This is a genomic window from Kitasatospora sp. NPDC032121, assembly GCF_055580145.1.
In genome coordinates, this window is record NZ_JBVILX010000016.1 from 143,209 (window position 1) to 155,550 (window position 12,342).

The window sequence follows — 12,342 nt, forward strand, 5'->3', positions numbered from 1 at the left end:
GCCCGTGCGATCGGCGTGGCTAGGCTGACGCCGTTCCGTACCGATCGACCCGGGCCACCGCCCGACCGGAGAGGGTGTCTTCATGTCCCGGACCGCGCCGAGTGCGCCTCGCCACACCGCCTGCAACCAGGCCTGACGAACCGTCGAGGCCACTCGGCCTGCTCTTGCTGTCATCGCAGAAACCCCTCAGCAAGGAGCACCCCGGGTGTCCAGCACCTCCAGCACTCCCCCCACTCTGAAGACCTCCACCTTCGCCTGCGCCTGGTGCGGTCTGACCGTCTCCACCTACGCCGCCGACGGCACGCGGCGCAACCACTGCCCGTCCTGCCTGCAGTCACGGCACGTCCTCGACCAGGTCGAGGGCGGCCCGAGCGACTGCCGGGGCCGGATGTCGCCGATCGCCATCGCCGTGCTGCGCACCGGCGGTTGGACGGTCGTCCACCGGTGCGTGCGCTGCGACGAGCTGACGTCCACCCCGGTCTGCACGGACGACAACCAGCTCATCCTGATGCGGATGGCCGTCCGGCCGCTCGCCCAACCGCCTTTCCCGCTCGAAGCGTTCGGCACCCTCTGAGCCGCGCACGGAAGAGGGGAACCGAAGCATGCCACGACGCAAGAACACCGGCGGCCGGAGCCGGCAGGGCCGCCGCCCGCAGCGGCACAAGGACGTCCTGCACGAGCAGGGCGGCCACCGGGCGAACGCCTTCCGCTGCGTGGACTGCCGGCTGGACGTCCCCCTGGACGCCCCTGGCACCGCGCACCGCAACCACTGCCCGAACTGCCTGGCCAGCCGTCATGTCGACGGCCGGAGGCCCGGTGACCGGGCGGCCGGCTGCGGCGGCCGGATGGCCGTGCTGGGCCTGTCGGTCCGCGCCGACGGCGAGTGGATGATCATCCACCAGTGCCTGTCCTGCGGTGAGTTGAGCGCCAACCGGATCGCCGGGGACGACAACGCCCTGGCCCTGGTCCGCCTGGCCCTCGAACCGCTGCGGGACACCACCCTGGCCCACCGCGTCCTGCTCGCGCTGTAGGCCGGCCCGCGGCTCGACCGGGGCACGCGGGGTGGTCGCGGCGGGCCCGTCCGTACGGACGGGCCCGCTGTCGGAACCGGCGACCACTCCGCGCGCCCGGGTCGCCCGCCTCCACCGGTTCGCCGGGGGCTCCGGATACCGGCCGGAGCCCCGGTTCCCCGGTGAGGTCCGTCCGTACGGGCGGACCGTCCTTGGGCGGCGCCTCAGCGCGGGCCGTCGAAGCGTGGGCCGTCGAGCCGCGGGCCGTCGAACCGCAGTGGCGACACCCGTACGGTGCGGCGCGGCAGGGCGGTGGGCAGGGCCGCCAGCAGGGCGGTCGCGGTGAACATCGCATAGTGCCCGGCCTCCGGCCACGGGCCCGCCCAGCCCAGTTCGCCGTGGCGGTGCTCGGCGAAGGCGTTGCAGCAGAGCCAGGCCGCCAGGCCGATCAGCGGTGCGGCCCCCGGCCGGGAGCGGCGCCCGACCAGTCCGCACAGCGTCAGGTAGCCGAGGTACGGCAGCGGGCCGGAGTGCAGTTCGCGCAGAACCCCGAGCGCGAGTGCCAGCGCGCCGCCGCCCAGCAGCGCCACCGTGCCCGCGGTGGGGGCCGAGAGGCGCTCCAGCACCGGGCGGTAGCGGTCGGCGCCGGGGCCGGCCGAGTACATCCGCACCGCGGACTACCGCTTCACCGCGAGGGCTTCGGGCGCGGGGCCGACCGGCAGGTGCCGGCGGGCGCGGCGGTGCGCGGACTCCAGCCGGTGCAGGTCGCGCAGCAGTTCGGGCACCGGGACGGTCAGCACCGGGCAGCCGGCCTTCCGGGCGCAGTGGCCGGGCACCGAGCGCCGCAGCCGTCGGCGCAGCGGGCCGCCGCTGCGACCGAGGACCAGCAGGTCCTCGGGCCGGTCGGCGACCTGCAGCAGGGCGGGGCCGGCCTCGCCGCGGATCACCACCGGGTGCAGCGGCACCCCGGGGTCGGCGCCGCCGAAGGCCGCGTCGAGGGCGTCCCGCAGGCGCTGTTCGGCGGCCTCCCGGACGGCGGCGAGCAGCGGCGGGCAGGGCGAGCGCCGGTAACCGTGCTCGCCGCCGGGCGGCTCCCAGGCGAGCACCGGCACCAGGGCGGCGCCGCGCTCGCGGGCCTCGGCGACGCCGCGGTGCAGTGCCGCGAGGCTCCCCAACGACCCGCTGACCCCGACCACCACCCTGGGTGCCGTGCCGCCTTCGTGCCGCCCGTTGCCGTGCATGATCCGTCCTCGTGTGGTCGCGTTCTCCGTCGTCCTCCACCCAACCGCCGCCGACGGGGCCGACCTGCTCTCCTTGACGCCTTCCTGACGTCCCGGGGGTCCTTCCCAACGCTCTCCATACGCGGCGCACCCGGCCCACCGCGCGCCCCCGCCACCCGGGCCTCACCCCGAGGCCGAGCGGAAGTAGCCGCCCGAGACGGAAGACGGAAAGGGAAGGAGGGGGCGGGCCCCGGGGCCCGCCCCCTTCGCCGTGCCCGCTCACCGCTCACCGAGCAGCCGCAGGTGACATGAATGGTGCTATCGTCCGTAGCACCATGTTGCTGAAGCTGGACATCGGGGACACCCGACCGCTGCACGAACAGGTCGCCGGCGCGATCAGACGGGCCGTCGCCGAGGGCGAGTGCGCCCCCGGGGACAAGCTGCCCCCGGCCCGGGAGCTCTCCCGGGCGCTGGGGGTGAACACCAACACCGTCCTGCGCGGGCTGCGCACGCTGCGCGACGAAGGGGTGCTGGAGTTCCGCCGGGGCCGCGGCATCACGATCGCGACCGGCGCCGACACCCGCTCCGAACTAGTGGACCGGGTAAGGCAGTTGGTCGAAGACGCGGCCCGGGCCGGCTACAGCAGGAACGATCTCGTGGACATGATCAGGGGGTTGTCGTGACGGACCAGGGGACGACTTCGACGAGGGCGGCGGCACAGCGGCCGACGCACCGCGGTGCGGTCTGGGCGGCGGCGACCTGGTCGGCGGGCGTGCTGGCCCTGCTGATCGCGCTGCCGCTGCTGGCGCGTGACCGCCTGCCCGACCCGCTGGCCACCCACTGGGGCGGACGGGAACCGGACGACTCGATGTCGCTGACGGCCGCCGTGCTCTTCCCGGCGGCGTTCTGGGCGGTCCTGGTGCTGACCGCGGTGGCCCTGCGGCGGTACCGGGGCAACCTGGCGCCCGGCGCCGCGGCGACCACGCTGGCGGCCGGCGGGGTGCTGCTGACGGGCGCGCAGGCCTCCATCGTGCACGCCAACCTGGACCGTGCCCGCTGGCAGGACGCCGCGCCGATGGGCATCGAGGTGGTCCTGATCCTGCTGGCCACCGGCCTCGCCGGGCTGCTCGCCCGGCTGGCGAGCCGCCGCTACGACGCCCGACCCGCGCCGCGCCCGGCGGCCGGGGAGCCGGCGCTGGAGGTGCCACCGGGCGCGCACCTCGTCTGGCTCTCCCACGCCGCCAACCCGTGGCTGCAGCTGACCGCGGCGGTGTTCGGGCTGGCGGCGGTGGCCGTGGCGGTGGCCGCCACCAGCGGGGTGGCCGACGCGGGCCTGCCGCTGGTGCTGATGCTCGCGCTCCCGACCCTCGCCATGCTCGCCTGCTCCTCGGTGCGGGTACGGGTGACCGCCGCCGGCCTGACCGTCGGCTTCGGCCCCTTCGGGTGGCCCGCCCGCCGCTGGTCCCCCACCGAGCTGGAGTCCGCCCGCGTCGAGCGGCGCACCGCCACCCAGGCGGGCGGCTGGGGCTACCGGATCAACGGGCTCGGCACCACCGTGATGCTGCGCGGGGGCGCCTGCCTGGTGGTCCGCACCCGCCGGGGGACGGACTTCGCGGTCAGCGTCGACGACGCCGAGCGCGGGGCGGCCCTGCTCAACGCGCTGATCGCGCGCACCCGGCAGCCCGCCGGCTGAACCGGCGGTTCGGAGGTTCGGCGGTTCGGACGGCGGGGCGGCCCGGTTGCGCTGGTGGGGGCCGCTCCTCGACGCCCTCGGCGGTGACTTGAACCGAGCGGGTGCGCGCAGCCGTAAAAGATGGTGCCCAGAGGCACTCCTGACGGTCATCGGGGGCGTAAACCGCTCAAATCGGTGGTGCTTCGAACGCTGATGCGGGTACACCAGTTGACGGTCGCTCAGGTGTGTGGCGGCGCCCGTCCGCACCGCCCACCCCGTCCCACGCGGCCGGAGGACCAGCGGGCCCGCGGGCCCGTGCGAAAGGCAAGGAGGCGTCCGTGACTCACGACTCGCGCACGCAGAACTCCCCCGGCGTCCGGCGGAGCATCCAGGACGTTCGGACCATCGCGATCCTGCGCCTCGGCGTCGGCCTGATCGGCATCCTGCTGCCGCCGGCCCTGCCGTTCGGCAACTGGCTGTCCGCCGTGGTGACGGGGCGCAGCACGGACGGCTTCTGGCCGGTCTCGATGAGCGCCTCGTACTACACCGACACCCGGAACCTCTTCGTCGGCGGGCTGTGCGCCCTCGGGGTGTTCCTGATCTGCTACCGCTTCGACCGCAGGGACGACCGCTGGAGCACGGCGGCCGGCTTCTTCGCGCTCGGGGTCGCGCTGTGCCCGACGTCCGCCGGGGGCGGGTCCGGTGTCCAGCGCACCGTCGGGGTGCTCCACCTGGTCTTCGCCGGCCTGCTGTTCGTCATGCTGGCGATGTTCTGCCTCTACTCCTTCCGCAACCCACGCTCCGCCCAGCCCGCCCGGGTGGGCACGGCGTACCTGGTGGCCGGGGTGGTGATCCTGGCCGCCCTGGGGCTCTCCGTCCTGGCCGGGGTGACGGGCGTCGGCTCGGACTGGCCGGTACGGCCGCTCTACCTGGGCGAGTGGCTGGCGACCTGGGCCTTCGGCATGGCCTGGATCGGCGCCGCGCTCGAACTCGCGGCGCACGGCCGCCGGTCCCCCTCCGACCGGGGCGACGCCGAGACCACCGCGCTCCCCCGGCAGTCGGACGCCGCCGCGTCCGACCAGAGGCACCCCGAGGCACAGGCCTGAGAGCCGCGTCCGAGGGCCGCGTCCGAGAGCCGCGTCCGAGGGCCCGCGCCTGCGAGTCGAGCCTGAGAGTCGCGCCTGGGGTCGAGCCTGAGGGCCAGTCATCTCATCACATTGGAAGACCGTTACCATGCGCACCATGGGCCGCTGCCACCGCGGCCCATGACGAATGCCCAGCACCGGGAGAGCGAGCATGGCGAACGAGATCCGAGTCGAGCACGGTCCGCACGAGGATCCCCCGTCGGTGGACCTGCGGATGGACGTTCCGCACTCCGCCCGGGTCTACGACTACCTCATCGGCGGCAAGACCAACTTCGAGGCGGACCGGGTCGCGGCGCACGCCTCGGTGCAGGCCTGGCCGTCACTGCCCATCTCGATGCGCACCACCCGCGACTTCATGCAGCGCACGGTGCGCCAACTCGCCGAGCAGTACGGCGTGCGGCAGTTCCTCGACATCGGCACCGGCATCCCGACCTCGCCGAACGTGCACGAGATCGCCCAGGCGATCGCCCCCGAGGCCCGGGTCGCGTACGTCGACAACGACCCGATCGTGCTGACCCACGCGCGGGCCCTGATGGACAGCACGCCCGAGGGCCGCACCTGTTACGTGGACGCGGACTTCCGCGACCCGGAGTCGATCATCGGCGACCCCCGGCTGCGCGAAGTGCTCGACTTCTCGCAGCCGGTGGCGCTGTCGCTGATCGCGATCGTCCACTTCGTACTGGACGAGGACGACCCGCAGGGCATCGTGCGCCGCTTCATGGACGCCCTGGCGCCGGGCAGCTTCCTCGCCCTGACCGTCTTCACCGGGGACACCGACCCGGTGGGGGTCGGCGGCGTGGGCCGCGAGTACAACGCCCGCGGCATCCCGCTCCAGATCCGCGACAAGGCCGAGGCGGAGGCCTTCTTCGCGGGCTACGAGCTGCTCGACCCGGGGGTCACGCTGGTGCACCACTGGCGGCCGGACGCCGGTGCCGCGCCCGTCCGCGACCAGGACATCGCGATGTACGCGGGCGTGGCCGTCAAGCGCTGAGCAACCGGCGCCCCACGACCGATCGCGGCATCGTTCCCGCGGCATCGTTCCTGCGGTGGCGGGCCCGGTCAGCCGGACACGGAGACCAGGCCCGCCTCGTACGCCAGGATGACCAGCTGCACCCGGTCCCGGGCGTCGAGCTTGGCCAGCAGCCGGGTCATGTACGTCTTGACGGTCGCGATGCTGAGCACCAGTTCGGCGGCGATCTCGGAGTTGGACAGGCCCCGGCCGACCAGGGTGAGGATCTCCCGCTCGCGCCCGGTGATCGCCGCCAGCCGCCGCTCGGCGGTGGTGGCGGCGGCAGCGGTGTCGGCGGCAGCGGTGTCGGCGGCGATGGCGGAAGCCGCGGCCGGGGCTGGAGCGGCGGCAGCCGCGAACGCCCCGATCAGCCGCCGGGTGACGCTCGGCGCGATCAGCGCGTCCCCGGCGGCGACCACCCGCACCGCGCCGAGGATGTCGTCCAGCGCCATGTCCTTGACCAGGAAGCCGGACGCCCCCGCCTCCAGCGCCGCGTACACGTGCTCGTCCTCGTCGAAGGTGGTGAGCACCACCACCCTGGTCGGCCCGCCGTCCGCGGTCACCAGCCGAGTGGCCTCGATGCCGTCCATGCCCGGCATCCGGATGTCCATCACCACGACGTCCGGCCGCAGTTCGGCGGCCAGCCGGACGGCCTCCGCCCCGGTGCCCGCCTCGCCGACCACCTCGACGTCCGCCGTCTCCGCGATCACCATCTCCAACGCGGCGCGCACCAGCGGCTGGTCGTCGGCCAGCACCACCCGGATCACGCGCCCGCCTCCCCGACCGACGAGCCAGGATCCGACACCGACGCGGGCACCGGCACCGGCACCGGCACCGGCACCGGCACCGGCAACCGGGCGGCCACCCGGAAGCCGCCCCCGGGCAGCGGCCCGGCCTCGAACTCGCCGCGCAGCAGGGCGACCCGCTCCCGCAGCCCGGCCAGCCCGAACCCGCCGCCCGGCCCCTCCCCGGAGCCACTGCCCCGGTCGGTGACCTCGACCGACAGCTCCCCCGCCGCCCGGTGGTCCACCGTGACCACGCAGGCGCCGACGTCCGCGTGCCGCACCACGTTGGTCACCGACTCCTGGACGATCCGGAAGGCCGCGAGGTCGACCTCCGGCGGCAGCGGCCCCGGTTCGCCGTGCCGCCGCACCTCCACCCGTACCCCCGCGGCGGTGGTCGCCCCGGCCAGCCGGTCGAGGTCCGCCAGGCCCTGCGGCACCGTGGCCGAGGCCTCGCCGTCGGCCCGGCGCAGCACGACCAGCATCCGGCGCAGCGCGGCCAGGGTCTCCCGTCCGGCGGACTCGATCTCGCCCAGCGCCTGCTTGGCCCGCTCCGGCCGACGGTCGATCACCCGGCGGGCGGCGCCGGCCTGGAGGGCGACGATACCGAGGCTGTGCGCGACGGTGTCGTGCATCTCCCGGGCGATCCGCAGCCGTTCGGCGGTGACGGCCTCCTCGGCCACCCGGGCGCCGAGCGCCTCGGCGTGCTCCCGGTTCTGCCGCACCGAGCGGCCGATCAGCCAGGCGACCAGCGCGAGCAGCGCGGCGCCGTCGGCCGAGCCGATGTGGGTACCGGTGAAGATGCCCACCGTGTTGCCGTGCACCATGCCGATGTGCAGCACCAGGAAGGCCATGACCAGCGCGAACGCGGCCCGGGAGCTGCGCCGCGGCCGGGTCGCGGTGATCAGGCAGAGCGCGGTGTCCACCGCGAGCAGGGCGCCGGGCGGCACCTGCGCGCCGCCGGCCCAGCCGTCGGTCTCGGTGAACGCGGCGACCAGCAGCAGGACGACGGAGAGCACCGGCAGCCGTCGTACCAGCGCCGCGCCCGCGAAGGCCACCGCCGTGTCGGCCAGGGTGAACGCCCAGCCGCCGTGGGCGGCGGCGCCGGGGTGCTGCGCGGCCTGGCCGCCGAGCCGGACGGCGGGGTAACCGGCCGCCACGCACCAGGCGAGGCCGACCCAGACCTCGGGCGGAACGCGCCGGAGCAGCGGCGGGGAGGGGGGTGAGGGCATGGTCCACGATCGTAACGACGGTCCGGGACGCCGTCATCCAACCGTGGTTGTACGGCCCCGGGTGGCCTCCGGTGGCTCGCGGTGTCGACACCGGTCCGATGTGCCCGCCCCACGATCCCCGGCACCGTGGGGCGCATGATCGAAGTCACCGAGCTGACGAAGCGCTACGGCCGCGGCCACCGCGTCCGCACCGCCGTCGACCGCCTCTCCTTCACCGTCCGGCCCGGCCGGGTCACCGGCTTCCTCGGCCCCAACGGCGCGGGCAAGTCCACCACCCTGCGGCTGCTCCTCGGCCTGGGCGACCCGACCTCCGGCACCGTCACCGTGGACGGCCGCCCCTTCCGCGGCCGGCCGCGCGGCCTGCGTCACGCCGGCGCCCTGCTGGACGCGGGCGACGCCCACGGCGGGCGCACCGGCCGGGCCCAACTGCGGGCGCTGGCCCGCGCCAACGCGATCCCGGCCACCCGGGTCGAGCAAGTGCTGCACGAGGTCGGGCTCACCGAGGCCGCCGGGCGCCGGATCCGCGGCTACTCGCTCGGCATGCGGCAGCGGCTCGGCATCGCCGGCGCGCTGCTCGGCGACCCGCCGGTGCTGCTGTTCGACGAGCCGCTGAACGGACTGGACCCGGAGGGCGTGCTCTGGGTGCGCGGGCTGTTCCGGCGGCTCGCCGCCGAGGGCCGGACCGTCTTCGTCTCCAGCCACATGATGGCCGAGATGGAGCACACCGCCGACCACCTGGTGGTGATCGGGCGCGGCCGGCTGCTCGCCGACGAGAGCCTCACCGAGTTCGCCGCCAGAGCGGGCCTGCGCGCCGTCACCGTCCGCGCCGCCGAACCCGAGCGGCTCACCGCCGTGTTGACGTCGGCCGGCGCCACCGTCCGGCCCGGCCCGGACGGCGAACTCGCGGTGAGCGGCCTGGACGCCACCCGGATCGGCGAACTCGCCCTGGAGCAGCGCCTGTTGCTGCACGCCCTGACCCCCCGGGGCGCCTCCCTCGAGGAGGCGTTCATGGACCTGACCGCCGACAGCGTCGAGTACCCCGCCGGAGAACCCCGTTGAGCACCCTGCCCGCCCCGCACCGCACCGGCCCCGCCTCGCCCCGCACCGAACCGCGCGCCCGCTTCGGCGACCTGCTGGCCGCCGAGTGGATCAAGTTCTGGTCGCTGCGCTCGGTCCCCTGGGTGCTCGGCCTCAGCGCCGTGGCGATCGTCGCCGCCGACCTCAAGTCCGCGCTCTACACCCGCGACCACTACACCCCGGGCGAGGGTGACCCCGCGGTCATGGCGCAGGTGGCGCTCAACGACGCGTTCAACGTCGCCTCCGCCGACATCCTGATGCTGGTCGCGGGCGGCCTCGGCGCGCTCGCCATCGCGGGCGAGTACGCGACCGGTCTGATCCGCACCACCCTGGCGGCCGTGCCCGACCGCCGGGCGGTGCTCGTCGCCAAGGCCTGCGTACTGGCCGCCGTGCTGTTCGGCTACGGGGTGCTCACCGTCGGCGTCTCCTTCGGCGGGAGCCAGGCGATCCTGTCCGGGACGGGCATCGGGCAGTCCGTCACCGATCCGGCCGCGCTGCGGTACGTCGCGGCCGCGGTGCTGTTCGGCCCGGTCTGCGCCCTGGTCGGCCTCGGCCTCGGCACCCTGATCCGGCACGGCGCGGGGGCCGTGGTGGCCACCGTCGGGGTGCTGTTCTTCGTCCCGTCGCTGATCACCGAGCGCTACCGCTGGAGCGTCGACCTGCTGCACGCCCTGCCGCTGCCCGCCTGGCAGCGCCTGGCCCGGACCACTCTGGCGGGCCTGCGCCCGTCCGAGTACCCGGCCACCGTCACGGGTGCCTGGACCACCTTCGCGGTGTGGTCGCTGGCCTCGGTGGCCGTCGCGGCACTCGCCATCCACCGCCGGGACCACTGACGTCCCACCTGCGCGGCACGGTACGAAACCCGGCACGGTACAAAACGCGACACAGCACGAGACGCGGCACGGCACGAGAGGCGGCACAGCGCGAAGCACGGCAGCTCAGAACGCCGCGATGCTGCCCGGTGCCCGCTCGGCCCGGCTGAGCGCCCGCAGCACGGCCGCCCGGCCGTGCCGCCGGACGGCCAGCCGGGCCAGTAGGCCGATCACCGACTCGGTGGTCTCCGGCGGCAGTTCGGGTCCGTCCACGGCGACGCTCACCGCGAGGTCGTCGCCGTGGACGGCGAGTTCCATCGTCCGGCTGGCCAGCAGGTCGTCGAGGGTCAGTGCCCACGGGCCCCAGAACGGCAGCCGGGCAGGCCGGGTGGCGTCCGCCGCCGCCAGGGTGTCCGCGAGCTCCGGCAGTACGGCGGTGAGCCGGCGGTGCAGCACGGCCGGCCCGTCGGCCGCGAAGGCCTCACTGCCCTGCCGGATCCGCACGTTGACGTCCGCGTCGAGCGCGGCGCCGACCCAGGCCGACCGGGCGTAGTGGTCCAGCAGCCCGACCACAGGCTCCGCCGGTACGGGCGCGGCCAGCACCTCCGGCACGCACAGGACCTGGTAGGCCAGGTGCCCGGCCAGCCCGCCGACGCTCCACTGCGCCAGCGCGCTCGGCCGCCGCCAGGCCCGGGCCACCTCCGGGCGGCGCAGCAGTTCCTCGGCTGCCGCGGCGGCGGCCAGGAAGTCTGTCCGGGCGCCCGTCACGGCTCGTCTCCGCCGCGCGGCCCGTCCCCCACCCGCGGCCCGTCCCCCACCCGCGGCCCGTCCCCCACCTGCGGCCCGTCCCCGACCCTCGGCCCGGCGGCCCGGAAGCTGCCCCGGCCCGAGGCCATGTCGGCGACCGCCACCAGCAGCGCCACCAGCACCAGGCCGGCCGCGACCGTCACGCCCAGCTGGAAGGCCAGCGCCCAGTCCGGGCGGGGCCCGGTCGCATGGGCGAAGAACACCGAGCCGACGACGGCGATGCCCACCGCCGACCCGACCCGCTGCGCGGTCTGCAGCACCCCGCCCGCGCTGCCCGCCCGGGCCACCGGCACCTGTTGGAGGGTCAGCGTCTGGTTCGGGGCGATCACCAGCCCGCTGCCCACCCCGGCGACCAGCAGCGGCAGCGCCGTCGTCCACCCCACGTGGGGCCCCGACCACAGCTGCACCGCCAGCGCCGAGGCCAGCAGCCCGGCCAGCACCAGCAGCAGTCCGGCCACCACCAACCGCCGCCCGAGCCGGCTCACCAGCCTCCCGCCCACCGTCGCGGACACCCCCGAGCCGACCGCGAACGGCGTGACGGCCAGGCCCGCCGTCAGCGCCGAGTAGTGCAGGCCCGCCTGGAGGTAGAGCGTGAAGATGAAGAAGATCGCGGTGAACCCGGCGAAGTACACCAGCGACAGCAGCGTTCCCGCCGCGTACGGCCGCACCGCGAACAGCGCCATGCTCACCAGCGGTTCCCGCCGCCGCCCGTAGTGCAGCTCCCAGCCGACGAACACGGCGAGCAGCGCCGCCGCCAGCGGCAGCAGCAGCCAGCGGACCCAGCCGTGCCACTGCTGGGCCTGGACGAACGGCAGCAGCAGCGAGACCGTCCCGGCGCCGAGCAGCAGCACGCCGACCGGGTCGAAGTCCCGGTGCCCGGCCCGCTGGTCGGCGGGCGGCGGCTCCGGAAGCAGCCGGTAGGCGATCGGCAGCAGGGCGACGCCGATCGGCAGGTTGACCAGGAACACCCAGCGCCAGCCGTTCTCCGGGCCGACGGCGTGGATCAGCAGCCCGCCGAGCAGCGGTCCGACGGCGGTGGACAGCCCGATGGTCGCGCCGAGGGCGCCGAAGGCCCGGCCGCGCTCAGCGCCCTGGAACAGCACCTGGATGAAGCCGGACACCTGCGGCACCAGCACGCCGCCGGCCGCGCCCTGGAACAGCCGGGCGAGCACCAGCCACTCCTGGCTCTGCGCCGCGCCGGCGAGCGCGCTGGCCACGGTGAACAGGGCGAGCCCGGCGAGGAAGACGGCCCGCCGGCTACGCGCGTCGCCGAGCCGCCCGGCGGGCACCAGCACCAGGCCGAAGGCCAGCGCGTAGCCGCTGAGCACCCACTGCAGGCCGCTGTCGGACATGTGCAGCCCGACCCGTACGGTCGGCAGCGCGACGTTGACGATGCTGACGTCCAGCAGGGTCATGAAGCCGGCGACGAGGCAGACGGTGAGCGCCCGCCAACGCCGGGCGGCGGCCCGGGCGCCCACGGCGGTGGATCCGAGCTGCTCGGGGTTCGTGGTGTTGCGCGGGGGGTCGGCGTTCAATGGGAGCCTCCCGGGGGCCGGGGCTTCCTGGTCGACATCCT

14 protein-coding genes are annotated in these 12,342 nt (G+C 75.3%); 8 read left to right on the forward strand and 6 right to left on the reverse strand.

Annotated elements, in window-relative coordinates; translation table 11 throughout:
• Positions 1-205: 205 nt before the first annotated feature.
• Positions 206-574, forward strand: coding sequence for an RNHCP domain-containing protein (locus ACZ5OX_RS30750; protein WP_449790657.1), 369 nt, complete (start codon positions 206-208; stop codon positions 572-574).
• A 28-nt stretch (positions 575-602) separates the two neighbouring features.
• A complete protein-coding gene (locus ACZ5OX_RS30755) occupies positions 603-1,031 on the forward strand; it encodes an RNHCP domain-containing protein (protein ID WP_449809419.1) in 429 nt (142 codons plus the stop codon).
• A 203-nt stretch (positions 1,032-1,234) separates the two neighbouring features.
• On the opposite strand, the gene ACZ5OX_RS30760 is transcribed toward ACZ5OX_RS30755, so the two are convergent.
• Both ACZ5OX_RS30760 and ACZ5OX_RS30765 read right to left on the reverse strand, forming a co-directional pair.
• Positions 1,235-1,681, reverse strand: a complete 447-nt coding sequence (locus ACZ5OX_RS30760; protein WP_465634523.1) for a hypothetical protein — start codon at positions 1,679-1,681, stop codon at positions 1,235-1,237.
• Between the two features lie 6 nt (positions 1,682-1,687).
• Positions 1,688-2,251 carry a universal stress protein gene (locus tag ACZ5OX_RS30765; RefSeq protein ID WP_465634525.1) on the reverse strand — a complete coding sequence of 188 codons (564 nt, stop codon included), beginning with the start codon at positions 2,249-2,251 and terminating at the stop codon, positions 1,688-1,690.
• Positions 2,252-2,565: 314 nt separating this feature from the next.
• Here ACZ5OX_RS30765 and ACZ5OX_RS30770 point away from each other — a divergent pair, with 314 nt between their 5' ends.
• The 4 genes from ACZ5OX_RS30770 to ACZ5OX_RS30785 all read left to right on the forward strand — a co-directional run bounded on the left by ACZ5OX_RS30770 (position 2,566) and on the right by ACZ5OX_RS30785 (position 6,038).
• Positions 2,566-2,913, forward strand: coding sequence for a GntR family transcriptional regulator (locus tag ACZ5OX_RS30770; RefSeq protein WP_392878052.1), 348 nt, complete (start codon positions 2,566-2,568; stop codon positions 2,911-2,913).
• Positions 2,910-3,923 (forward strand): DUF1648 domain-containing protein, encoded by a 1,014-nt coding sequence (locus ACZ5OX_RS30775; RefSeq protein ID WP_465634526.1) that lies wholly within the window; start codon positions 2,910-2,912, stop codon positions 3,921-3,923. The genes ACZ5OX_RS30770 and ACZ5OX_RS30775 overlap by 4 nt, the downstream gene beginning before the upstream one ends.
• A gap of 317 nt (positions 3,924-4,240) precedes the next feature.
• Complete coding sequence (locus ACZ5OX_RS30780) at positions 4,241-5,008, forward strand: hypothetical protein (protein ID WP_465634527.1); 768 nt, start codon at positions 4,241-4,243, stop codon at positions 5,006-5,008.
• A 190-nt stretch (positions 5,009-5,198) separates the two neighbouring features.
• A complete protein-coding gene (locus ACZ5OX_RS30785; RefSeq protein ID WP_465634529.1) occupies positions 5,199-6,038 on the forward strand; it encodes an SAM-dependent methyltransferase in 840 nt (279 codons plus the stop codon).
• Positions 6,039-6,106: 68 nt separating this feature from the next.
• Here ACZ5OX_RS30785 and ACZ5OX_RS30790 read toward each other — a convergent pair whose 3' ends face one another.
• A complete protein-coding gene (locus ACZ5OX_RS30790) occupies positions 6,107-6,769 on the reverse strand; it encodes a response regulator (protein WP_465634576.1) in 663 nt (220 codons plus the stop codon).
• 50 nt (positions 6,770-6,819) lie between these two features.
• Positions 6,820-8,070, reverse strand: a complete 1,251-nt coding sequence (locus ACZ5OX_RS30795) for a sensor histidine kinase (RefSeq protein WP_465634530.1) — start codon at positions 8,068-8,070, stop codon at positions 6,820-6,822.
• Between the two features lie 135 nt (positions 8,071-8,205).
• Here ACZ5OX_RS30795 and ACZ5OX_RS30800 point away from each other — a divergent pair, with 135 nt between their 5' ends.
• Both ACZ5OX_RS30800 and ACZ5OX_RS30805 read left to right on the forward strand, forming a co-directional pair.
• On the forward strand, positions 8,206-9,129 hold the full coding sequence (locus ACZ5OX_RS30800) for an ATP-binding cassette domain-containing protein (protein WP_465634531.1): 924 nt from the start codon (positions 8,206-8,208) through the stop codon (positions 9,127-9,129).
• Positions 9,126-9,980 carry an ABC transporter permease gene (locus ACZ5OX_RS30805; RefSeq protein WP_465634533.1) on the forward strand — a complete coding sequence of 285 codons (855 nt, stop codon included), beginning with the start codon at positions 9,126-9,128 and terminating at the stop codon, positions 9,978-9,980. The genes ACZ5OX_RS30800 and ACZ5OX_RS30805 overlap by 4 nt, the downstream gene beginning before the upstream one ends.
• 105 nt (positions 9,981-10,085) lie before the next feature.
• Here ACZ5OX_RS30805 and ACZ5OX_RS30810 read toward each other — a convergent pair whose 3' ends face one another.
• Together ACZ5OX_RS30810 and ACZ5OX_RS30815 are read right to left on the reverse strand one after the other, a co-directional pair.
• Entirely contained in the window at positions 10,086-10,727 is a 642-nt protein-coding gene (locus ACZ5OX_RS30810; protein ID WP_465634534.1) for a maleylpyruvate isomerase N-terminal domain-containing protein, read from the reverse strand.
• Positions 10,724-12,181, reverse strand: a complete 1,458-nt coding sequence (locus ACZ5OX_RS30815) for an MFS transporter (protein ID WP_465634578.1) — start codon at positions 12,179-12,181, stop codon at positions 10,724-10,726. Before ACZ5OX_RS30815 ends, ACZ5OX_RS30810 begins: the two co-directional genes overlap by 4 nt.
• Positions 12,182-12,342: the final 161 nt, after the last annotated feature.